Origin of the sequence: Streptomyces sp. BE303 (genome assembly GCF_036290945.1) — a bacterium.
Lineage (GTDB): Bacteria > Actinomycetota > Actinomycetes > Streptomycetales > Streptomycetaceae > Kitasatospora.
In genome coordinates, this window is sequence record NZ_JAQYWZ010000616.1 from 15,252 (window position 1) to 37,172 (window position 21,921).

General features: G+C 72.9%; 21 protein-coding genes. 15 read left to right on the forward strand and 6 right to left on the reverse strand.

All coding sequences use genetic code 11. From position 1 onward, the window contains the following. Positions 1-6 precede the first annotated feature (6 nt). The 5 genes from PUR56_RS14225 (at position 7) to folE (ending at position 6,328) form a co-directional block, all read left to right on the forward strand. A complete protein-coding gene (locus PUR56_RS14225) occupies positions 7-1,185 on the forward strand; it encodes a zinc-dependent metalloprotease (RefSeq protein WP_329883971.1) in 1,179 nt (392 codons plus the stop codon). 390 nt (positions 1,186-1,575) lie between these two features. Continuing rightward, on the forward strand, positions 1,576-2,703 hold the full coding sequence (gene tilS, locus PUR56_RS14230; protein WP_329883970.1) for a tRNA lysidine(34) synthetase TilS: 1,128 nt from the start codon (positions 1,576-1,578) through the stop codon (positions 2,701-2,703). A gap of 71 nt (positions 2,704-2,774) precedes the next feature. Beyond that, positions 2,775-3,329, forward strand: coding sequence for a hypoxanthine phosphoribosyltransferase (gene hpt / locus PUR56_RS14235; RefSeq protein WP_030059589.1), 555 nt, complete (start codon positions 2,775-2,777; stop codon positions 3,327-3,329). Positions 3,330-3,558: 229 nt separating this feature from the next. Continuing rightward, positions 3,559-5,610 carry an ATP-dependent zinc metalloprotease FtsH gene (gene ftsH, locus PUR56_RS14240; RefSeq protein ID WP_329949176.1) on the forward strand — a complete coding sequence of 684 codons (2,052 nt, stop codon included), beginning with the start codon at positions 3,559-3,561 and terminating at the stop codon, positions 5,608-5,610. Between the two features lie 112 nt (positions 5,611-5,722). Then, positions 5,723-6,328 carry a GTP cyclohydrolase I FolE gene (gene folE / locus PUR56_RS14245; protein WP_329883966.1) on the forward strand — a complete coding sequence of 202 codons (606 nt, stop codon included), beginning with the start codon at positions 5,723-5,725 and terminating at the stop codon, positions 6,326-6,328. A 25-nt stretch (positions 6,329-6,353) separates the two neighbouring features. On the opposite strand, the gene PUR56_RS14250 is transcribed toward folE, so the two are convergent. Next, on the reverse strand, positions 6,354-7,160 hold the full coding sequence (locus tag PUR56_RS14250) for a ferritin-like domain-containing protein (RefSeq protein ID WP_329883965.1): 807 nt from the start codon (positions 7,158-7,160) through the stop codon (positions 6,354-6,356). Positions 7,161-7,273: 113 nt separating this feature from the next. Next, positions 7,274-8,425 (reverse strand): alpha/beta hydrolase, encoded by a 1,152-nt coding sequence (locus tag PUR56_RS14255; RefSeq protein ID WP_329949177.1) that lies wholly within the window; start codon positions 8,423-8,425, stop codon positions 7,274-7,276. A 375-nt stretch (positions 8,426-8,800) separates the two neighbouring features. Between PUR56_RS14255 and PUR56_RS14260 the strand changes: the two genes are divergently transcribed. The 7 genes from PUR56_RS14260 to PUR56_RS14290 all read left to right on the forward strand — a co-directional run bounded on the left by PUR56_RS14260 (position 8,801) and on the right by PUR56_RS14290 (position 15,650). Then, positions 8,801-10,639, forward strand: coding sequence for a phosphatidylglycerol lysyltransferase domain-containing protein (locus PUR56_RS14260; RefSeq protein ID WP_329949178.1), 1,839 nt, complete (start codon positions 8,801-8,803; stop codon positions 10,637-10,639). 135 nt (positions 10,640-10,774) lie between these two features. Next, positions 10,775-11,647, forward strand: coding sequence for a dihydropteroate synthase (gene folP, locus PUR56_RS14265; RefSeq protein WP_329949179.1), 873 nt, complete (start codon positions 10,775-10,777; stop codon positions 11,645-11,647). 23 nt (positions 11,648-11,670) lie between these two features. Continuing rightward, entirely contained in the window at positions 11,671-12,171 is a 501-nt protein-coding gene (locus PUR56_RS14270) for a nuclear transport factor 2 family protein (RefSeq protein WP_329883960.1), read from the forward strand. A gap of 247 nt (positions 12,172-12,418) precedes the next feature. Further along, positions 12,419-12,778, forward strand: coding sequence for a dihydroneopterin aldolase (gene folB / locus PUR56_RS14275; RefSeq protein WP_329949184.1), 360 nt, complete (start codon positions 12,419-12,421; stop codon positions 12,776-12,778). 136 nt (positions 12,779-12,914) lie between these two features. Continuing rightward, a complete protein-coding gene (gene folK, locus PUR56_RS14280) occupies positions 12,915-13,514 on the forward strand; it encodes a 2-amino-4-hydroxy-6-hydroxymethyldihydropteridine diphosphokinase (RefSeq protein ID WP_329883958.1) in 600 nt (199 codons plus the stop codon). A gap of 220 nt (positions 13,515-13,734) precedes the next feature. Continuing rightward, complete coding sequence (locus PUR56_RS14285; protein ID WP_329883956.1) at positions 13,735-14,229, forward strand: DUF3180 domain-containing protein; 495 nt, start codon at positions 13,735-13,737, stop codon at positions 14,227-14,229. 122 nt (positions 14,230-14,351) lie between these two features. Further along, a complete protein-coding gene (locus PUR56_RS14290; protein ID WP_329949180.1) occupies positions 14,352-15,650 on the forward strand; it encodes a hypothetical protein in 1,299 nt (432 codons plus the stop codon). Positions 15,651-15,794: 144 nt separating this feature from the next. On the opposite strand, the gene PUR56_RS14295 is transcribed toward PUR56_RS14290, so the two are convergent. Further along, complete coding sequence (locus PUR56_RS14295) at positions 15,795-16,370, reverse strand: TerD family protein (protein ID WP_329883953.1); 576 nt, start codon at positions 16,368-16,370, stop codon at positions 15,795-15,797. 112 nt (positions 16,371-16,482) lie between these two features. Further along, entirely contained in the window at positions 16,483-16,980 is a 498-nt protein-coding gene (locus tag PUR56_RS14300) for a hypothetical protein (protein WP_380364216.1), read from the reverse strand. Between the two features lie 68 nt (positions 16,981-17,048). On the opposite strand from PUR56_RS14300, the gene arfB reads away from it, so the two are divergent. After that, positions 17,049-17,480, forward strand: coding sequence for an alternative ribosome rescue aminoacyl-tRNA hydrolase ArfB (arfB, locus tag PUR56_RS14305; RefSeq protein WP_329883951.1), 432 nt, complete (start codon positions 17,049-17,051; stop codon positions 17,478-17,480). A gap of 135 nt (positions 17,481-17,615) precedes the next feature. Here the strand turns inward: arfB and PUR56_RS14310 are convergent, their stop codons facing one another. After that, positions 17,616-18,152, reverse strand: coding sequence for a flavin reductase family protein (locus PUR56_RS14310; protein WP_380364219.1), 537 nt, complete (start codon positions 18,150-18,152; stop codon positions 17,616-17,618). A gap of 426 nt (positions 18,153-18,578) precedes the next feature. Here PUR56_RS14310 and PUR56_RS14315 point away from each other — a divergent pair, with 426 nt between their 5' ends. Together PUR56_RS14315 and PUR56_RS14320 are read left to right on the forward strand one after the other, a co-directional pair. Further along, positions 18,579-20,408 (forward strand): GGDEF domain-containing protein, encoded by a 1,830-nt coding sequence (locus tag PUR56_RS14315; RefSeq protein ID WP_329949182.1) that lies wholly within the window; start codon positions 18,579-18,581, stop codon positions 20,406-20,408. Positions 20,409-20,645: 237 nt separating this feature from the next. Continuing rightward, positions 20,646-21,656 carry a carbohydrate-binding protein gene (locus tag PUR56_RS14320; RefSeq protein WP_329949183.1) on the forward strand — a complete coding sequence of 337 codons (1,011 nt, stop codon included), beginning with the start codon at positions 20,646-20,648 and terminating at the stop codon, positions 21,654-21,656. Between the two features lie 104 nt (positions 21,657-21,760). Here the strand turns inward: PUR56_RS14320 and PUR56_RS14325 are convergent. After that, the coding region (locus PUR56_RS14325) for an amidohydrolase family protein (RefSeq protein WP_329949185.1) at positions 21,761-21,921 on the reverse strand (161 nt) is incomplete at its 5' end.

The following is a 21,921-nucleotide window of genomic DNA, read 5'->3' on the forward strand; positions in this document are numbered from 1 at the left end:
GAGGGCATGACGAGCGCGAGCGGCGGTGCTGACATGGTCGACTGGAATCTCGCGGTCGCAACCGCGACCAGGCTGGTACGGCCGGGGCCGGAGGTGAGCCGGGCCGAGGCGGCCGCGGTGGTCGCCGAACTGCGCCGGCACGCCCTGGAGGCCGAGGAACACGTCCGGGAGTTCACCGGCATGCGGTCCAGCAGCCTGGCCGAGGCGGTCGCGACCCCGGTGCTGATCGTGGACCGCCCCGGCTGGGTGCGGGCCAACGTGGCGGGGTTCCGCACGATCGTCCAGCCGCTGGTGGAGAAGCTCCAGGCGCGCCGGGCCAACGGCTCCGGCCCCGGGGTCTTCGGCACGGTGGGGGAGAAGGCCACCGGGATCGAGGTCGGCGCCCTGCTGGCCTTCCTGTCCACCAAGGTGCTCGGCCAGTACGAGACCTTCGCCCCGGCCGAGTCCTCGCTGGAGACGCCGGACAGCCCGGCGGCCCTGTTCGACAAGCCGCGGCTCGGCCCCGAGACCGCAGGCCCGGGCCGGCTGCTGCTGGTGGCGCCGAACATCGTGCACGTCGAGCGCGAGCTGGACGTCGACCCGGCCGACTTCCGGCTCTGGGTCTGCCTGCACGAGGAGACCCACCGCACCCAGTTCACCGCGGTGCCCTGGCTGCGCGACCACATCCAGTCCGAGGTGCAGTCGTTCCTGTCCGAGACCGACGTCGACCCGGGGGCGCTGCTGGACCGGCTGCGCGACGCGGCCGGCACGCTCGGCGGCGGCCTGCCCGGACTCGGCGGCCGTGCCGAGAGCGCCCCGTCCGCCGGACTGCTGGAGATCGTCCAGTCGCCGGCGCAGCGCGAGATCCTCGCCCGGCTGACAGCCGTGATGTCGCTGCTGGAGGGCCACGCCGATGTGGTGATGGACGGCGTCGGCCCGGCCGTGGTGCCGAGCGTGGCGGAGATCCGGGAGAAGTTCCAGCAGCGGCGGGACCGCGGCGCCAACCGGCTCGACCTGGTGCTGCGCCGGCTGCTCGGCATGGACGCCAAGCTCCGCCAGTACCAGGACGGCGCGGTCTTCGTCCGGGGCGTGGTCGACCAGGTCGGGATGGACGGCTTCAACCGGGTCTGGACCTCGCCGAACACCCTGCCGACCAAGGAGGAGATCCACGACCCGGCCGCCTGGGTCGCCCGGGTCGCGCGGTAACCCCTTCCGTCCCGCCGTCCGTCCGCCCTCCGTGCCCGTCGTCGGGCCGGAGGGCGTCGTCCTCGGCGGGCCGGCGCGGACCTTCGGTCGCCCGGGACGGGCCGGGAGCGGGGGCGGACGACCGTCTCGGCGGGGCGTTCGGTCCGAAGGGTGGTCGCGCGCGGTCAAACCCGTTCGTACGAGTGGTCCAGTCGTGCAGATGGCGGGTGAAGATACGTTTCTCCATTCACCCGAACGTGGGACGGTGGTCGTACCGGTGGCGCGGGTGGCGTAGCGGGTGCCTCCTTTCTGCCACCATCTGTGAGCGCCCGGTAACGCGGTGCGCATGGATGCGCGGTCCCCGCCGCGCCCACAGCCGTCCTGTCCCCCTCTGCCGAGGAGTCGTCCGCCGTGGGCCCTCACCCCGCCGTCGCAGCGATACGCCTGGCCGTACGCCGTACCCTCGCCGACCTCGCCGCCGAGGCCGGCTCCACCTTCACCGCCCCGGTCCGCGAGCCGCGTGAACGCACCGGGGGCGTGCCGCTGGCCGTCGCCGCCGTCGGCACCACGTTGATCGGCAACGCCCACCGCCACCCGTCCGGGCTGCCGCGCACCCCCGCCGCGCCGGGCTCCCCGCTGGTCCTGGTCGCCGTCAGCGGCGGCGCGGACTCCATGGCCCTGGCCATCGCGGCCGCCTTCGAGGCCCCCAAGATCGGTCTGCGGGTCGGCGCCGTCACCGTCGACCACGGCCTCCAGGCGGGATCCGCCGACCGGGCCGCCCAGGTCGCCGACCGGCTCCGCGAGCTCGGGCTCGACCCGGTCGAGGCGATCCCGGTCCAGGTCGGCCGCGAGGGCGGCCCCGAGGCCGCCGCCCGCGACGCCCGGTACGCCGCCCTGGACGAGGCCGCCGAGCGCCACCGCGCGGTCGCCGTCCTGCTCGGCCACACCCGCGACGACCAGGCCGAGACGGTCCTGCTGGGCCTGGCCCGCGGCTCCGGCTCCCGCTCGCTGGCCGGGATGCCGGCCCAGAAGGGCCGCTACCGCCGCCCGCTGCTGGAACTGGACCGGGCCGCCACCCGGCAGGCCTGCTCCGCGCAGTCCATCCCGGTCTGGGACGACCCGCACAACTGCGATCCGGCCTTCACCCGCTCGCGGGTCCGCCACGAGGTGCTGCCGGTGCTGGAGAAGCACCTGGGCGGCGGCGTGGTCGAGGCGCTCGCCCGCACCGCCCGGCTGTTCCGCGACGACGCCGACGCGCTGGACCAGTGGGCCTCCCTGGCCGAACGCGACCTCCGGACGGGCGAAGGCACCCTGGACGCCGTGAAGCTGGCCGAACTCCCCTCCGCCGTGCGCCGCCGGGTGCTGCGCCGGGCCGCGCTGCGCGCGGGCTGCCCGGCCGGGGACCTCTTCGCCCGGCACCTCGAAACGATCGACCTGCTGGTCACCGGATGGCGCGGCCAGGGACCGCTGCACCTACCCGGGGGCGTCGAAGCCACCCGGCGGTGTGGCACGCTGGTCTTTCGGCGACAGGGCGACTGACGGGCTGGTGTGCCCCGGGGAAGCCGGCCGCCGGCCATCCAGACCCCGACACGTTTGAGGACGTATCCCCGGTGGACCAGAACGACATGGGCGCTGACCTCGCGAAGGTGCTCATCAGCAAGGACGAGATCGACGCGAAGCTCCTGGAGCTGGCCGAGCGCATCGACCGCGACTACGCAGGCAAGGACCTGCTGATCGTCGGCGTCCTCAAGGGTGCCGTGATGGTCATGGCCGACCTCGCCCGGGCCCTGCACTCGCAGGTCACGATGGACTGGATGGCGGTCTCCTCCTACGGGATGGGCACCAAGTCCTCCGGCGTGGTGCGTATCCTCAAGGACCTCGACACCGACATCGCCGGCCGTGACGTGCTGATCGTCGAGGACATCATCGATTCCGGACTGACCCTCTCCTGGCTGCTCGGCAACCTGGGTTCGCGCGGCCCGGCCTCGCTGGAGGTCTGCACGCTGCTGCGCAAGCCGGACGCCGCCAAGGTCGAGATCGACGTCAAGTACGTCGGGTTCGACATCCCCAACGAGTTCGTGGTCGGCTACGGCCTCGACTACGCCGAGAAGCTGCGCAACCTGCCGTTCATCGGCACGCTCGCCCCGCACGTCTACGGCGGCTGATTGACCCCGTTCGGACGACGGGCGGGAACGGTTGGCCGTTCCTGCCCGTTGGGTCGGGGGAACAGAGAAACACTGTCGTGTCGCTGTGCTCCCGCCATGAGCGGGTCGTACTGCGGTACGGTCCAATAAAACCGCTCTTCACATGAGCACAGACCGGATGCGCCGGCGGCCCACAGCCCCGCGGCGCCGTTGAGTGGCAGGAGGGACGGGGCGGCAACGCCCCGCATGGATGGACGTCAAGCGATACTTCCGTGCGCCGATCATGTGGATCGTGCTGGCCGTCCTCGCCGTCATCGTGCTGATGCAGGTCGTTTCGGATTCGAACGGCTACAAGACGGTGGACACCGGGCAGGTCGTCGCAGCGATCGACGCGAAGCAGGTCAAGTCGGCGCAGATCACCACGGGTGACTCGAGCACAATCAAGATCCAGCTGAAGGACGGTGCCAAGCTGCCCGCAGTGGGCACCGGCAAGCCGCAGTCCGGCAGCAAGTTCCAGGCCTCCTACATCGGGGACCAGGGCGTTGCGATCGCCGACAAGCTGCAGGCCCAGATCAACGACAACGACCAGAGCACGCTCTCCGAGGGCTACACCGTCAGCCCGGAGAAGCAGAGCACCCTCGTCAGCCTGCTGCTGTCGATGCTGCCCATTGTGATCATCGTTCTGGTCTTCCTGTTCCTGATGAACCAGATGCAGGGCGGCGGCTCCCGCGTCATGCAGTTCGGCAAGTCCAAGGCCAAGCTGCTGACCAAGGACACCCCGAAGACCACCTTCTCCGACGTCGCGGGCGCGGACGAGGCGGTCGAGGAGCTCCACGAGATCAAGGAGTTCCTGCAGGAGCCGGCCAAGTTCCAGGCCGTCGGCGCCAAGATCCCCAAGGGTGTGCTGCTCTACGGCCCGCCCGGAACCGGCAAGACCCTGCTGGCGCGTGCCGTCGCGGGCGAGGCCGGGGTGCCGTTCTACTCGATCTCGGGTTCGGACTTCGTCGAGATGTTCGTGGGTGTCGGCGCCAGCCGCGTCCGCGACCTCTTCGAGCAGGCCAAGGCGAACGCCCCGGCGATCGTCTTCGTCGACGAGATCGACGCAGTCGGCCGGCACCGCGGTGCGGGTCTCGGCGGCGGTCACGACGAGCGCGAGCAGACCCTCAACCAGCTGCTGGTCGAGATGGACGGCTTCGACGTCAAGGGCGGCGTGATCCTCATCGCGGCCACCAACCGCCCGGACATCCTGGACCCGGCGCTGCTGCGCCCGGGCCGCTTCGACCGTCAGATCTCGGTCGAGCGTCCCGACCTCCAGGGCCGTCTGGACATCCTCAAGGTGCACCAGAAGGGCAAGCCGATCGCGCCCGACGTCGACCTCTCGGCCGTCGCCAAGCGCACCCCCGGCTTCACCGGTGCCGATCTGTCGAACGTCCTGAACGAGGCGGCGCTGCTGACCGCCCGCTCGGACAAGAAGCTGATCGACAACAACACCCTGGACGAGGCGATCGACCGCGTCGTGGCGGGTCCGCAGAAGCGCACGCGGATCATGTCCGAGAAGGAGAAGAAGATCACCGCGTACCACGAGGGCGGCCACGCCCTGGTGGCGGCGGCCTCTCCGAACGCGGACCCGGTGCACAAGATCACCATCCTGTCCCGCGGCCGGGCCCTCGGCTACACCATGGTGCTGCCGGACGAGGACAAGTACTCCACCACCCGCAACGAGATGCTCGACCAGCTGGCGTACATGCTGGGCGGGCGTGCGGCGGAGGAGCTGGTCTTCCACGACCCGACCACCGGTGCCTCGAACGACATCGAGAAGGCCACCGCCACCGCGCGGGCCATGGTCACCCAGTACGGCATGACCGAGCGCCTCGGTGCCATCAAGTTCGGCAGCGACAACTCGGAGCCGTTCCTGGGCCGTGAGATGGGTCACCAGCGCGACTACTCGGAAGAGGTCGCCGGGCTGGTCGACGAAGAGGTCAAGAAGCTCATCGAGAACGCGCACAACGAGGCCTGGGAGATCCTGGTCGAGAACCGCGACGTGCTCGACAACCTGGTCCTGGAGCTCCTGGAGAAGGAGACCCTCAACAAGGAGCAGATCGCCGAGATCTTCACGCACATCGTGAAGCGCCCGGCTCGTCCGGCCTGGACCGGGTCCGCCCGTCGGACCCCGTCGACCCGCCCGCCGGTGCAGTCCCCGAAGGAGCTGGCGCTCACCTACGGCGCCGCCGCCGTCGAGGCCGCCCCGGCCGACGTGGCGAAGGTCCCGCCGCTGCAGCCCGAACCGCCCGCCGAGGGCTGACCGGCAGCACGGGCACCCGCCGGAATGGATGCCGCGTCACCAGGGTTTGTACCCTGGAGGCGCGGCATCCGTGCTGTTCAGCCAAGTCAGTCCCACGAGAAGCGAGGCCCGCATGATCGACCCGGTGACGCTCGACGGTCCGCCCGCCGTCGGCACCTTCGACCAGAAGCGGGCCGAGAACGCGATCCGCGAGCTGCTGCTGGCCGTGGGGGAGGACCCGGACCGCGAGGGGCTGCTGGAGACGCCCGCGCGGGTGGCACGGGCGTACAAGGAGATATTCGCGGGTCTCTGGCAGGAGCCCGAGGAGGTCCTCACCACCACCTTCGACCTCGGCCACGACGAGATGGTGCTGGTCAAGGACATCGAGCTGACGTCCGTCTGCGAGCACCACCTGGTCCCGTTCCGGGGGGTCGCGCACGTCGGGTACATCCCGTCCACGAGCGGCAAGATCACCGGTCTGTCCAAGCTGGCCCGGCTGGTCGACGTCTACGCCCGCCGGCCGCAGGTCCAGGAGCGTCTCACCAGCCAGGTCGCCGACGCGCTGATGCGGATCCTGGAGCCGCGCGGCGCGATCGTCGTGGTCGAGTGCGAGCACATGTGCATGTCGATGCGGGGCATCCGCAAGCCCGGGGCCAAGACCATCACGTCCTGCGTGCGCGGCCAGCTGCGCGACCCGGCCACCCGGGCCGAGGCGATGAGCCTCATCATCGGGCGCTGACCGGGTCGGCGCCGCGGGCCGCCGGTCAGATCGCCTCCTGCGCCTCCTGGGCGTCGGACACCGCGTGCGGCGGAGCGGGCGTGCCCAGCGCGTTTCGGCGCGCGGGCATCCGCAGCCGCACCATCCGCCGCCAGCCGTACGACCGGTCGTACAGGTAGAGCGCGTGGACGCCCGCGGTGACCACGGCCCGCTGCCAGAGCGGCCAGCGCAGGATCCGCGCCATCCGGGACGTCACCGCGAGCCCGACGTCCCGGTGGGTGCGGATCTCGCCGCGGGCGCAGGTCTCCAGGACGTGCCGGACGTACGGGCCGTGGCCCTCGGAGACCAGCCGGAGCAGCTCCTCGTGGCAGTAGGCGAGGTGGTTGTCCTCGTCGGCCGAGATCATCCGCATCGCCCGGCCGACGTCGGGGTTGTCCCCGTAGGCCTTCACCAGCTGGCGCATCTGCTCGGCCGCGCGCTGCTCGGTGACCCGGCTGTGCGCCAGGTAGGTGATGATCTCGCGCTCGGTCAGCGGGACGTCGCCGGTGAGCCGCTCGTGGGCGAGGCCGACGCCCTGGCGCTCCAGCAGCATGCAGTAGTCGGCCTCGGCGGGGACGTCGATCCTGGGCAGGCCGCGCTTGTTCAGCAGCTGGGTGAAGATCCGGCCGTGCTTGCGCTCGTCGGCGCCGTGCCGGGCGATCTTCGGGGCGAGCACCGGGTCGAGGGTGAGGACGGTGATCCGTTCGTTCTCCCAGCCGCCCTGGTCCTCGCCGCCGGCTGCGATGCTGCAGAACAGCTGATAGGCCTCGTCGTTCCGGTAGATCTCGTCGAAGAGTGATCGGGTGCTGAGCATGGGGCCTCCTGCCCGGATCCGGGACGGTGCCGGCCGTTCGGCCGGGCGGTCTCGATGCGTTCCCCCGGGGCGCCGGGCGGTCCGCCCGACCGGCCGGTAGTCACCCGGCTGCCCTAGCCGAGGTGGTGGCCCATCCACTCCAGCGAGGCGGGCAGCTCGCGCACCCAGCTCTCGAAGTTGTGACCGCCGTCGTCCAGGTAGAGCGACTCCACCGTGAACTGGGGGTTGGCGGCGGCGACCTGCTGGGCCAGGTCGACGAACTGGACGGTCCGCGGGTAGTCGGCCTCCTTGCGGGTGGAGACGACCAGCATCGACAGGGCCGGGACGGGCAGGTTCTGCAGCCGCCACGCGAGGTCGCTCTGCTCGGCCAGCGCCGCGTCGCCGCCGAACAGGCTGCCGCCGGTGAACTGGTCCTCCACGACCTTGAAGTCGCCGTGCAGGCCGCCGGCCGCGCCGAAGACGTTCGGGAACCGCATCGCCAGCCGGAACGCGCAGCTGCCGCCGGTCGAGTAGCCGAAGGTGCCCCAGGCGGCGGCCGAGCGGCTGGTCCGGTACGCGGAGCGGAGCGCCTCCGGGACGTCCCTGGTGAACCAGGACTCGGCGAGCGGCCCGCCGGGGACGTCCACGCACTCGGTGTTGCGCGACGCGGAGACGGTCGGACGGGACAGCACCACGATGGTCGGCTGCATCCTGCCGGTGCGCTGGAGCTCGGCGGCGGTCTGGACGACCGGCAGGTCCTTCATCAGATTGAGCGTCGTGCCGGGGTAGCCGGCGATGGCCAGCAGCACCGGGAAGCGGACCAGGGCGAACTTCGGGTCGAAGTACTCGGGCGGCAGGTAGACGAACATCTGGTCGGACAGGCCGGTCTCCTTCCCGGTGATCCGGACCGACTCGACCCTGCCGACCTCCTCGGGCGGCCCCTTCGGCAGGTCGCCGACGGTCTCCATGCCGCCCTCGTTGGTCGGCTGGAGCAGTGCGTCGGGGGTCGCTCCGCCCTTGTGGTTCTCGTTGCTGGTCAGGGCGAGCTTGGTGCCGCCGGAGCTGAGCAGGTCGTTCCATGTGGTGTAGAAGCCGAAGGAGTTGTTGACGGCTAGCGCCATCACGGCGAGGACCGACACCTGAGTGACCGTCATCAGTCCGACCCGGCCGAGCACCGGCAGCGGGCGCTGGCGCGCCAGCCTGGGCCAGATCCAGAGGGTGGCGACGAGCGCCGCCGAGCCCAGGGCGAGGAGCGAGTTCATCAGCGCGTCGCTGGTCAGTTCCATGCCGTGGGCCTTCCGGTGGGACACTGTCGGTGCAGGGTTCATCGTCTGGCGGTGCGTCAGCCGGGGCCAGCGCGGCTAGGCTGTCCGGACGTCGGGAGGGCCCGGGAGGCCGCCGGCCGCAGTGCGCAACCGACGCCCTAGAATGCGGCGTCCACCGTACGTACCGCGTACGCGGGGGCCCGTCGCGCCACGCGGCGAGGGGCTCCGGCACCCACCCCTCGGCTCAATCGCAGTGCCCCCAGGGCTTCGGCTTACCCTTCGTTTCCGGTTCCTTGGTGTGCGTCTTGCCTGATGAAGGAAATCGCATGAAGGTCCATCACGGCTCCTCCCCCGGAGTGACAGGACACCGCTCCGAAGCCTCTACGCTGAACCTCCATGAGCGTTCCCGTGTCCGTTGAGCCGAGCCCCGAGCAGCCGCCCCGCCGTCGCGGCCTGCAGACGCTTCGTACCCAAGCGGCCGCCGTACCCCGGGCCTGGCTGCCCGGTGCGGTCGGCTACGCCTGTCTGCTGATCGGGCTGGTGGACGTCGCCAGCGCGGTGTTCCCCAAGCTCCGGCACACCAAGGTGCACACCTTCGCCGGGCAGCTGCCCGGCGGCACCACCACCCTGGCCGCCGCCGGCACCCTGATGGTCGGCCTGCTGCTGGTGCTGCTCGCGCACGCGCTGCGCCGGCGCAAGCGGCGTGCCTGGCGGGCGGTCTGCGTCCTGCTGCCGATCGGCGCCGCGCTGCACCTGCTGCGCTGGCACCAGCTGGGCCCGGCGGTCATCTCGCTGGTGCTGTTCGTGGTCGTGCTGGTCCACCGGCGCGAGTTCTACGCCAAGGCGGACCCCCGCACGCGCTGGCGGGCGGTGGTCAACCTGGTCGTGATGGGCGCCGTCAGCGTGCTGCTCGGCCTGTTGGTCGTCTCCACCCGGACCGGGTACGAGCTCGGCCACGCCGGCCTGTACGAGCGGCTGGAGCACGTCGTCTACGGACTGTTCGGCTTCGAGGGACAGGTCCACTACACCTCGGACCGGGTCTCCGACCTGGTCGCCTACCTGCTCGGCGGGATGGGCCTGATCACCGCCTTCACCACCGCGTACCTGGCGCTGCGCCCGGAGAAGCCCAAGCCGGAGCTGACGGCCGAGGACGAGGAGAAGGTCCGTGGGCTGCTGGAGCGCCACGGCGAGCGGGACTCGCTCGGCTACTTCGCGCTGCGCCGCGACAAGAGCGTGCTGTTCTCGCCCAGCGGCAAGGCGGCGATCTCCTACCGGGTGGTCTCCGGGGTGATGCTCGCCTCCGGTGACCCGGTCGGCGACGTCGAGGCCTGGCCCGGCGCGATCAAGGTCTTCATGGCCGAGGCCCGCGAGCACGCCTGGGTGCCGGCCGTGATGGGCTGCAGCGAGGTCGGCGGCGAGGTCTGGACCCGGGAGGCGGGCCTGGACGCGCTGGAGCTGGGGGACGAGGCGATCGTCGACACGGCCACCTTCTCGCTCTCCGGGCGGGCGATGCGCAACGTGCGCCAGATGGTCAAGCGGATCGAGCGCAACGGCTACTCCTGCCAGGTGCGCCGGGTCTCCGACCTGACCCCGGAGGAGAAGTACCGGATCGCCGACGCCGCGGCCCGCTGGCGCGGCACCGACACCGAGCGCGGCTTCTCGATGGCCCTCGGCCGGTTCGGGGACCCGGGTGACGACGCCTGCGTGGTGGTCACCGCCCACAAGGCCCCGGAGGAGGGCGAGACCGGCGACGACCTCAAGGCCGTGCTGCACTTCGTCCCCTGGGGGACGGACGGCATCTCGCTGGAGCTGATGCGCCGTGACCGGGCCGCCGACCCCGGCCTGAACGAGCTGCTGATCGTCGCGGCGCTGCAGGCGGTGCCGGCGATGGGGGTCCGGCGGGTCTCGCTGAACTTCGCGATGTTCCGCTCGGCGCTCGCCCGCGGTGAGCGGATCGGCGCCGGACCGGTGCTGCGGGCCTGGCGGGGGCTGCTGGTCTTCCTCTCGCGCTGGTTCCAGATCGAGTCGCTGTACAAGTTCAACGCCAAGTTCCAGCCGGAGTGGGAGCCCCGGTTCCTGGTCTTCCCCAACACCCGCGACCTGCCCCGGATCGGGTTCGCCGCGATGCAGGCGGAGGCCTTCATCACGCTCGGCATGCCCCGGATCGGCCGCAAGCGGCAGCGCCAGGGCCTGATGCCGGCCGACGCCCGGCCGGAGGTCGGCGAGGCCGCCTGAGCCGCGCCGACCGGTCCGCCGGCCCCCGTCGAGGCGTGTCCTCGGCGGGGGCCGGCGGCTTGTCCGGCCGGTGCCGGACCGGCGTCCGGGGTGGGCTGCCGCGTGACCGGATGGCGTCGGCCAGATAATGGGGTTATGAGCAATTCGGTGCCCTTCTCCCTGCCGGCCGGACTGCCGCGGCTCGACCGCTGCGCCGTCATGGGCGTGGTCAACGTGACCCCCGACTCCTTCTCGGACGGCGGCCTGTGGCACGACCCGGCCCGGGCCGTCGCCCACGGGCTCGCGCTCCGCGCCCGCGGCGCGGACCTGGTCGACGTCGGCGGCGAGTCCACCCGCCCCGGCTCGCAGCGGGTGCCCGAGGAGGAGGAGCTGAGCCGGGTCCTGCCGGTGGTGCGGGAGCTGGCCGACGCGGGGGTGCCGGTCTCCGTCGACACCATGCGCGCCTCCGTCGCCGAGCAGGCCGTGGCGGCCGGCGCGGTGATCATCAACGACGTCTCCGGCGGGCTGGCCGACCCGGCGATGGCCCGGGTCGTGGCCGAGACCGGCGCACCCTTCGTGGTGATGCACTGGCGCGGGCAGTCCGCGGCCATGGACCGGCTGGCGGTCTACGACGACGTCGTCACCGACGTGGTCGCCGAGCTCGCCGGCCGGATGGAGGCGCTGCTGGCCGCCGGGGCCAAGGAGGAACAGCTGATCCTCGACCCGGGCCTCGGCTTCGCCAAGACCGCCGAGCACAACTGGCAGCTGCTCGGCCGGCTCGACGCGCTCACCGCGCTCGGCCGGCCCGTCCTGGTCGCCGCATCGCGCAAGCGGTTCCTGGGTACGCTGCTCGCCGACCCGGAAACCGGGGAACTGCGCCCGGCCCGAGAGCGCGACGACGCGACCGCTGCGGTGTCGGTGCTGTCGGCCAGGGCGGGGGCCTGGGCGGTGCGGGTGCACGACGTGTCCGGCACGGCGGATGCCGTCCGGGTGGTCGCGGCCTGGCAGCGCGCGGCCCGGCAGGGGTGACCGGCAGGGAGGACGGGAGGGTCATGGCAGGTGACGGCAGGTTGAGCGGGGAGACCGCGGGCCGACAGGCCGCCGAGGCGGACCGGGAGGCGGCCCTGGAGGCCAACCGGGCGCTCTACGAGGCGCTGGAGAACGGGGACCTGGAGGCGGTCGAGGAGGCCTGGCTCGGGGCCGACGAGGCCGACGACAAGGGCGGCGTGGTCTGCGTCCACCCGGGCTGGCCGGTGCTGCGCGGACGGGCCCAGGTGACCCGCTCGTACATGTTGATCATGGCGAACACCGAGTACATCCAGTTCATCCTCACGGACGAGGAGGCCGAGGTGCACGGCGATGTGGCCCTTGTCACGTGCACCGAGAACATCCTTTCCGGCGGGGAGGCGGAGGAGGAGGGGGAGCTCGGCCCGCTGGTCGGCGGAAAGGTCGTCTCGACGAATCTCTTCCGCCGCACCCCGGCCGGGTGGAAAGTCTGGTCCCATCACGGTTCACCCGTTCTGACCAGCGCCGACGAGGACGAAGAGGACTGATTCCGGGAACGGGCGGGAAATGTCGCCCGGCGGTGGTCCGGGAATTCCCGGACGGTCACCGAACGTTCACGTCAAGCGCCATTCCGGCGCGCGTGGCGACGGTTCGTGCCGGGTAGGACGGTCAGGTGTTGTCGGCGCGCGCGGGTAGATTCGAAATCGGAGTGTCGGGCGCGACGCCCGTCTCCGCCCTGCCTGCCCACACCCTTCCGGGGTGGGGCCAGTCCGACTGGGAGCAGTGATTCGTTTGCTGGACCGCGTCACCCTGCGGGGCCTGCGCGCCCGGGGTCACCACGGCGTCTTCGAGCGCGAGCGCGTCGACGGCCAGACCTTCGTGGTGGACCTGGTGCTGTACCTGGACACCCGCCCCGCCGCGTCCGGCGACGACCTCACCCGCACGGCGCACTACGGCGTCGTGGCCGAGGAGGTCACCGCGATCATCGCCGGCGAGCCGGTCGACCTGATCGAGACCCTGGCCCAGCGGATCGCCGACCAGTGCCTGAAGCACGAGGCGGTCGAGGAGGTCGAGGTGACCGTGCACAAGCCGGACGCCCCGATCACCGTGCCGTTCGACGACGTGACCGTGACCATCCACCGGGCCCGCGCGTGACCACCACCGCGCGCCCCGCGGCAGCCGCCGAGCCCGTTCCAGCTGTAGAGGAAGTCCCGATGAGCGACCGAAGCGAGCGACTCACCGAAAGGCCCGCACGGGTGACCGTCCGGACCGGGCGGAACGGGGCGGGCGCATGAGCACGATCGACCCGACCGCCGCGCCGAGCGCGTTCGACCTGGAGAGCCGGGTGGACTCGGTCGACACCACCCTGCACGGCCAGCGCTGCGCCGTGATCGCCCTCGGCTCCAACCTCGGCAACCGCCTGGACACCCTCCAGGGGGCCGTGGACGCCCTCGCGGACACCCCCGGGCTCCGGATCAAGGCCGTCTCCGCCGTGTACGAGACGGCGGCCGTCGGCGGCCCCGAGGACCAGCCCGCCTACTACAACGCGGTGGTGGTGCTCCGCACCTCGCTGCCCCCGCGGGACCTGCTGGAGCGCGGCAACGCGATCGAGGACGCCTTCGGCCGGGTCCGCACCGTCCACTGGGGTCCGCGCACCCTGGACGTCGACATCCTCGCCTACGAGGGCGTCACCAGCGAGGACCCGCAGCTGCTGCTGCCGCACCCGCGCTCGCACGAGCGGGCCTTCGTGCTCGCCCCGTGGCTGGACGCCCAGCCGGAGGCCGAGGTGCCCGGCCACGGGCCGGTGGCCGACCTGCTGGCGGCGCTCGGCGGCCCGGACGCCCAGGGCGTCCGGCGGCGCGAGGACATCGGGCTGACCCTGCCGGAGTAGTGTCCGCCCCGCCCGCCCCGGGTCCTGCGGCGTCGCCGTCGCTGGCCGGGGAACTCGGGCGGGGGTCCCGGCCGTACGAACAGGTGGGCGCCGAACAGGTGGGCGTCCTGGTACGGGGGGTGTCCTTCGGGCCGAGCCCGGTACGGTGGCCTGGCGCCGCCGTGCCCGTGCCCGGGGGCGGCCTCCCGTCACCGCTGCCCCGGGAAAGGACCCTGTCCGCGTGAAGCTGCTTCGCCTCCGCCTGTTGGTCGGCATCACCGCCGCGACCACGGCGCTGTCCTGGGCCGGTGCCAAGCTCTGGTCCTCCCTGGACACGCTGCCCGCCGTGCCCGGTGCGGCACCGGTGGTGCTGGCCGCGGTGGCGGTGATCCTGCTCGCCACCGCGCTGTCGCTGCGTTCGCGCCTGAAGGCGGCCCGCGACCGGCAGCCCGGGGCGAAGCGGGTCGACCCGCTGGGCGCGGCCCGCGCGGTGGTGCTGGGCCAGGCGAGCGCGCTGGTCTCGGCGGTGGTCACCGGCATCTACGCGGGAGCCGGGATCCACCTGCTCGGCGAGCTGGACGTGCCGGCCCGGAAGGACCAGGCGATCACCGCCGGCTTCGCGGTGCTGGCCGGCGTGGCGGTGATCGCGGCGGCGCTCTGGTTGCAGCACGTCTGCAAGCTGCCGGAGAACCACGACGACCCGGGCGGGCGCGGGCCTGCGGCCACCCACCGCTGACCGGGCGTTCCCCGCCGGTCCCTGGTGATCCCCCGGGTGCGTCCGGTAAAGCCGGCGCGGTGTCAAGGGCCAAAGCGGACCCTGGGCTGACACGGCCCCAATTCGCACGCTAGTTTCTTGGCATGTCTCGCGGACGCCACCGTCATTCCTCCGTCCTCGGCCGGGTCTTTCCCCCCACCGCCGCCGGCGTGCTCATCGTCGCCGCGCTGGCCGCGCTGCTTGTCAGTCAGGACACCGTCCTGGTCCGTTCGGTGGGTGTCGCGGCGGTGCTCGCGACGCTCGGGATCGCGGTGCTGCTGCGGCAGCGCGACCGGGCCGCCCGGGCGGCTGCCGAACTCTCCGTCGCGCAGCGCCTGCGGGCCGAGGAGCGGTTCGAGGAGCAGCTCGCCGAGGCCGAGTACGCCGCCGAGGTGGCCGAGGAGCGGGCGACCCGGTTCGGCCGCCGGCTGACCGCCGAGAAGTCCCGGCTCGCGAAGGCCGAGACGGAGATCGCCCGGCTGCTCAAGGAACGCGCCGTGTCGGTCGCCGAGCAGGCGCTCAAGGAGGCCGAGGCGGCCCAGCGGGCGCTCGCCGCGAGCCGGCCCAGGTACCCCGCCAGTCCGGCCGCGTTCGTCCGTGCCGGGGCCGTGCTGCGGCAGCTGGAGCGGCGCGCGGCGCAGCTGCAGGCGCAGCGGGAACGGGAGGCGCAGCGGGAGGCCGAGCGCGCGGCGGGTGCGGAGGTCACCTTGCGGCCCCGGACGACGCCCGCGACGACGCCCGCGAAGGCGCCCGCGGTGTCGGTGCCCGCCGCGGCCCCCGCACGGGTGACGCCGACGGTTCCGGCTCCGGTGGTGCCCGCGGTGCCCGCTCCCGGGGAGGCGGGGCCCTCCGCGGCGGCCGTCCCGGCGGCGCCCGCGGCTCCGGCGGCGCGGGTGGCTCCCGCGGCGCCGGTCCGGCCGGTGCTGACGGCGACCGTCGGGCAGCTCGGCGGGGCGCCCGCCGTCCCGCCCGCCGTGCCGGCCGAGCGGCAGCGCCCCCGACCGGTGCAGTCCTCGGCGGTGCGCGGCCAGGGGTTCAGCTTCTTCGGCCGCGGCTCCGGTGCGCCGGCCCGACCGGCCGCTCCGGCGCAGGCCGTCGGCAGTGTCGCGGAGCTCGGCGAGCGGACCGACCTGGCGGACGTGGTGGGGGACGAGGCGGTCGAGGCCCAGGCCCGGCAGCAGGCCCAGGAAGCCCGGGCGGCCCAGGAGCAGGCACAGGCACAGGCCCAGGCCCAGGCGCGGGCGACGGCCGGACGGGAGCGGTCCGAGGCGGAGACCCAGGTGCTGCCGCAGGTCGGCGCCGGGGCGGACCCCGGGGAGACGGCCGGGCCGGAGGTGGTCGACCTGACCCCCCACGACGAGACCGAGCTGATCCAGCTCCCGGAGCTGCGCGCCACGCGCTGAATCCGGCTCCGGGAACGAACGGCGGCGCGGGAGGACGGGACACCGTCCTCCCGCGCCGCCGTTGTCACGGGCGGCCCGGGAACGGGCGGAGCGCCCGTCCGCCGGGTGGCGGGACGGGCGCTCCGGGGACCGCAGGGGGCGACGTCAGAGCTGGACGCCGAAGTCCTGGGCGATGCCGGCCAGGCCGGAGGCGTACCCCTGGCCGACGGCGCGGAACTTCCACTCGGCACCGTTGCGGTAGAGCTCGCCGAAGATCATGGCGGTCTCGGTGGCGGCGTCCTCGGAGAGGTCGTAGCGGGCGATCTCGGCGCCACCGGCGGCGTTGATCACACGGATGTAGGCGTTGCGGACCTGGCCGAAGTTCTGCGACCGGGCGACGGCGTCGTAGATCGAGACCGGGAAGGTGATCCGGGTGGCCTCGGCCGGCAGCGTGGCGAGGTTGACGTTGATCGCCTCGTCGTCGCCGGCGCCCTCGCCGGTGCGGTTGTCACCGGTGTGGACGACGGTGTTGTCCGGGCTGCTCGTGTTGTTGAAGAAGACGAAGTGGCCGTTGGACAGCACCTTTCCGTCCGCGTTCAGCACGATCGCGCTGGCGTCGAGGTCGAACTCTGCGCCGGTGGTGGTGCGGACGTCCCAGCCGAGGCCGACGGTGACCGCGGTCAGGCCGGGGGCCTCCTTGGTCAGCGAGACGTTGCCACCCTTGGAGAGGCTCACTGGCATGGTGTGTGCTGTCCCTTCGATTGCTTTTGCCGGGATAACGCGGGAACCGGCGGAGATGGTTCCACGCGGGTCAACGGATTTCCGTCGCCGGCACGGGTTCGGGTATTCCCCGTCAGATTCGACGGAACCGGCCCTGAAGTGACCAGATGGCCGGATTGTCGGCGAGATCGGGGTGCATGTCGAAGAGGTCGGCGAGTGTGTCCTGGAGAAAGTCGCGGGCTTCGCGCCTCAGGTCGCCGTGACGGATCACGGCCGGCGGCTCGTCGGGCAGCCAGGTGGCGGTGACCTCGACCCAGTTGAACCGGCGGGCGAAACGCAGCAGTTCGGTGTTCTGGGTGAAGTCGAGGTCGGCGGTCTGCACCCGGGCGGCGCGACCGCCGGCCGGGTCGCGGTCCAGCTCCTCGGCGATGTCGCAGAGCGCCCAGGCGAAGTCCAGCACCGGGACCCATCCCCAGGCCGTGGACAGCTCCGCTCCCTCGGCGTCGAGGTAGACGTCGCCGCAGAACAGGTCGTACCGCAGCGCGTGGGTGGTCGCGGTCCGGTAGTCGGTCTGCGGGGGGTCGGGGAAGCGGTTGGAGAGGGAGTAGCCGAGCTCGATCACACAGGCCATTGTCGGGGCTGCGCGCCGGGTCGGATAACCGGGTGACCGGCGGGGGCCCGGCGCGGGATGATGGGCGCATGCCCGAGCCCATTCGCGTCCGGGGATCGGTGGTCGTCCCCGACGCCGAGCTCGTCTGGCGCTTCTCACGTTCCTCCGGCCCCGGTGGCCAGCACGTCAACACGTCCGACACCCAGGTCGAGCTCCGCTACGACCTGGCGGCCTCGGCCGCGCTGCCCGACGTCTGGAAGCAGCGCGCGCTGGAGCGGCTGGCGGGCAGGCTGGTGGACGGGCGGGTGCTGGTGGTCCGCGCCTCCGAGCACCGCTCGCAGTGGCGCAACCGCGAGGTCGCCGCGGCCAGGCTGGCCTCCCTGCTCGGGGAGGCGACGGCGCCGCCGCCGAAGGCCCGCCGGGCGACCAGGCCCAGCAAGGGCATGGTCGAGCGGCGGCTGACCAACAAGCGGCACCGCTCGGAGCTGAAGCAGGGGCGGCGGTCCCCGCAGGGCGAGTAGCCCGCGGGCAGGGCGGGCCGTACGCGGGACCGGGCCCGGCCGGTACGCGGGCCCGGCAGGCCGGTGGCCGTCGGTCGGGAAGGACGGCGGCCCGCCGGGCGGCAGGGGCCGGGGGGACCGGAGCCCCCGCCGGGGTCAGCCCAGGGTGCGGTAGCCGCCGCGGAAGTAGAGCAGCGGACGGCCGCCCGGGTCGGGCACCAGTGCCTCCAGGACGCGGCCGAGCAGCAGGGTGTGGTCTCCGGCGGCTATCCGCTGCTCGGTGCGGCACTCCACGGTGGCGAGCGCGCCGTCGATCAGCGGGGCGTCGCTGAACGCCCCGCGGCGGTGCGGGGCCTCGGCGAACAGCAGCCGGTCACTGAGCCGGCCCTTCATGGCGAACCGCGAGCCGAGCGCCTTGTGTCCTTCGGTGAGCAGCGAGACCGCCCAGGTGTCGGCCCGGGAGAGTACCTCGTCCATCCGGGAGTCCTCGCGGACGGAGATCAGGACCAGTGGCGGCTCCAGCGACACGGAGAGGAAGGACGTGGCGGTCATCCCGACGTCCTCGCCGTCCTCCGGGTCGTGGACGGTCACCAGGCTCACTCCGGCGGCGAGCTGGGAGAGCGCCGCCCGGAACTCGTCGGGCGTTGCTTGGGAGGCAGCCTCGGGCTGCGGGGACGAGTACACGTAGCGCACGGTAGCCCGCGACCGGGCGGAACGGCATCGGGCCCTGGTCGTAGGACCAGCGGCGCAGTCCGGGGTGCAGTCCGTGGCGCAGTTCCGCGGTGCGGCCCTCGCTGCGGGCCTTCGAGGTGGGGCCGAGGTTACGGTTCGCGGCCGCTCTCACCCCCAGGAGTGAAGTGGAGGGCCTGCCCGGCGGGCAGCCGACTTCAGTGCGCGGCCGATCCGGCCGACCAGGATAAATGTTCCGATAAGGGCTTATGTCCAGATATGGGACAGATGGGCTGATGAAGGGCGCATTAGGATCGTGTGATTTAAGTCACAAGTGGCGACCTATTGCTGACCGAGCGTGCCGAACGCTGTGCTCCCTGTGATTCAGTTCTTCTGGCAATCGGACGATAACCAATCAAGACCTATCCGAAGCAGCCGGGGAGCCCCCGCATGGAAGCCGAGTCGGAGCCGTACGTCCGTCTCGCGACCCTCCGCACCTTGCACCGGGTCGTGGCGGACCTCAACGCTGCCCGCAGCCTGGCGGGCACGCTGCAGGCCGTGGTCGAGGGCGCGGTGCACGGACTCGGCTTCGACGCCGCCGCGGTCAGCCTGGTCCGGCCGGACGGCGACCTCGTGGTGGCGGCCGTCTGGGAGCTGGAGGAGAGCGCCATGGGCGGCCCCTCCGTCCTCCTCGGCCAGGTGGGCTCCCGCGAGTCCTGGGACCGGCTGCTCGGCGTCAGCGACCACTGGGGCACCCTGCGCTTCCTCCCCTATGACCGGGGCTGGGCCGTCGCCAGCGACATCCCGCGCTGGATCGGGGACGGCCCGATGCCCGTCTACGCCAACGACTGGCACCCGGCCGACGGTCTGCTCGCCCCGATGTACAGCGCCGGCGGCGACCTGCTCGGCGTCCTCTCGGTCGACCGCCCGCGCAGCGGCAAGCGGCCCGGGGCCTGGACCCGCGAGGCGCTGGAGATGTTCTCGTTGCAGGCCTCCATCGCGATCGGCAACGCCCGGCTGCGGGCCGAGATGCAACGCGCGCTGGCCCGCCTGGAGAAGGAGCAGCAGGCCCTGCGGGCCAGCGAGGAGAGCTTCCGCCAGGCGTTCGAGTACGCGCCCAGCGGGATGGCCATCACCGAGCTGCACGGGGCCGGGCGCGGTCAGCTGACCAGGGTCAACGACGCGCTCTGTCGTCTGCTCGGCCGCCCTCGCGCGGTGCTCCGCCAGCAGAGCTTCGCCGACCTCGTCCACCCGGACGACCGGGCGCTGCTGGAGCGCACCAGCGCCGAGAGCGGCCGGGCTGAACTGCGCCTCTCCCGGCGGGACGGCGGCTACCAGTGGGTCTGCCTGCGCAACTCGATCGTCGCCGACGCCGCGGAGGGGCCGAGCTTCCTGCTCACGCACGTCGAGGACATCGAGGACCGGAAGCGGCACGAGCTCCAGCTCGCCCACCGGGCCAGCCACGACGCGCTCACCGGTCTGCCGAACAGCGCCGAGCTCAAGGCCCGGCTCGGGCGCCGGCTCTGCGGCCAGCCGCAGACGGTCGGCGCCGCCGGACACCAGCCGGGCCCCGCCGACGTCCCCTACGGGAGCGGCGGCTACCAGGGCGCCGGGTACGCGGTGGCCGACTCCTACAGCGCGCACGCCGCCTACGAGGGCCTGGAGGGGACCGACGTGCGGTCCGGGCCCGCGCACGGCTACGGCCTTCCGGAGGGGTACCCGTCGGCGGCCGCCGGTGCGAACCCGGGGCCGGCCGGCTACGGCGAGCACGTGCACGCGGTCGTGCCCGCCGATCACGGGTCCGGCGGCGAGGTCTGGTCGGGACCGTTCCGCTCGGGCGGCCCGGTCGTCGTGGAGAAGGGGCTCGCGGTGCTCTTCTGCGACCTCGACGGCTTCAAGTCGATCAACGACCGGTTCGGCCACAACGCCGGCGACGCCGTGCTGGTCGAGGTCGCCCGCCGGCTCAGCGGGGCCGTGCGGGACGGCGACACGGTGGCCCGGCTCGGCGGTGACGAGTTCGTGGTGCTGGCCGACGGTATCGGGCGCGACGAGGCCAAGGACCTCGCCCACCGGCTGCGCAACGCGATCATCCCGCCGATGCGGATCGACGGCCGGGCGATGCGGGTCGGCGTCAGCCTGGGCGTCGGCTGGGCGGGCTGCGGGATGAGCATCGAAGAGGTGCTGCACACCGCGGACGAGCGGATGTACGACGAGAAGCGGGCCAGGGGCGGCGCGGTGCGCGGGGCCAGGGGCGAGCGCTCGCACCGGCGGGCCGGCTGAGGAAGCCCGGCGGGGGAACCCGGTGGTGGAACCCTGCGGGGAGGCCGGCCGGGGCGGTGACCGGAGGTTCCGGGCCGCGTGAGCGGGTCGTTCCGGGCGAAAGCTACCCGCTGGTCGTCAAGGGGTCTTTTCGGGGCGTCGCCGAGGACAGGTAGTGTTCCCGGGTACAAGCGACCACGACCAGCGCCGGGGGCACGGCAGCCCGGCGGCGCGACCGCGATGGGGGAGTTGACCACCGTGACGACCGCCGGAAACAGCGGAGTGCCCCAGGGCCCGGAGGGCGGCACCCCTCAGGACGACGACCCGTTCGGCTATCTGTACCGTCCTGCCGACGGTGCGGCGGCGGCCCAGCCGTCCGAGCCGCAGCAGGGCGTGCCGCGCACGCCGTACAGCCGCCCGATGGAGGTCGGCCGCGCCCAGTACGGGCAGCAGGCCCGGCCCCAGCAGCCCTACCCGGCCCAGCCGGGCTACCCGCAGGCGCCGCAGCCCGGGCAGCCGTACCCGCCGCAGGGCGAGTACGGCGGAGTGCCCGCGCAGCACCCCGAGTACGGCGGCGGCGCCCCGACCCAGCAGGCCCGTTACGCCGAGCACTCCCGGCCGCAGCCGGGGGAGGAGCGGCCGGGCGGCGGCCGGGGCAAGGGTGCGGTGATCGGCGCCGTGGCGGTGGTCGCGGCCGTCGCGATCGGCGCCGGGATAGCCCTCTCGGGCGGGGACCCGGACAAGGACAAGGACACGAACGCGAAGGGTGCCACCAGCTCGACCGGCGCCCCGGCCACGCCGGGCGGCACCGGCAGCACGAGCCCGACGGCCCCCGCCTCGGCGACGGCCTCGGCGACCCCGGTGACCGGCCCCGCCACCGTCGACGCGAGCGGCCTGCAGGGGCAGAACGCGCCGTCCGGGAACTCCGTCAAGGGCACCAAGTCGGCGGACGGCGCCTACCTGACGCTGCAGCCGGGCGGTTCGGTCAGCTGGAACGGCGAGCTGGCGGCGGCCGGGACGTACAAGTTCACGGTGCACTTCAACAACCCGGGTACCGACGTGAAGGCCGTGGCTTCGGTGAACGGCAAGGACTGGCCCGGTGGGCTGTCCTTCAAGAACTACTCGCCGGGGAAGGAGCCGGCGGCCTCCTGGTACACGACGTACATAACCCCGCCGCTCCAGGCGGGGGCGAACACGATCACGCTCACCGTGCCGGCGGGCAGCGGAGCGATCCTGGTCGACCAGGTGGTGCTGGAGGCCGCCGGCTGATCCGGCCGGCCCGTCCACGCGAAACGGCCGCCCGTTCCCCGAGGGGAGCGGGCGGCCGTTCCGTTGCCGGCGGGCGCAGGCGGACACCGGCGGGTCCGGGCGGGTCAGGCGGACCCGAGCGGGGCGAAGCGGTCGGCCCCGGTGATCCACTCGCCGCGGCGCATGACGGCGACCAGGTCGTGGGTGGCGGAGTCGAGCACCACGAGGTCGGCGTTCTTGCCGGGTTCCAGCGTGCCGACCGAGTCGGCGAGGCCGAGCAGGCGGG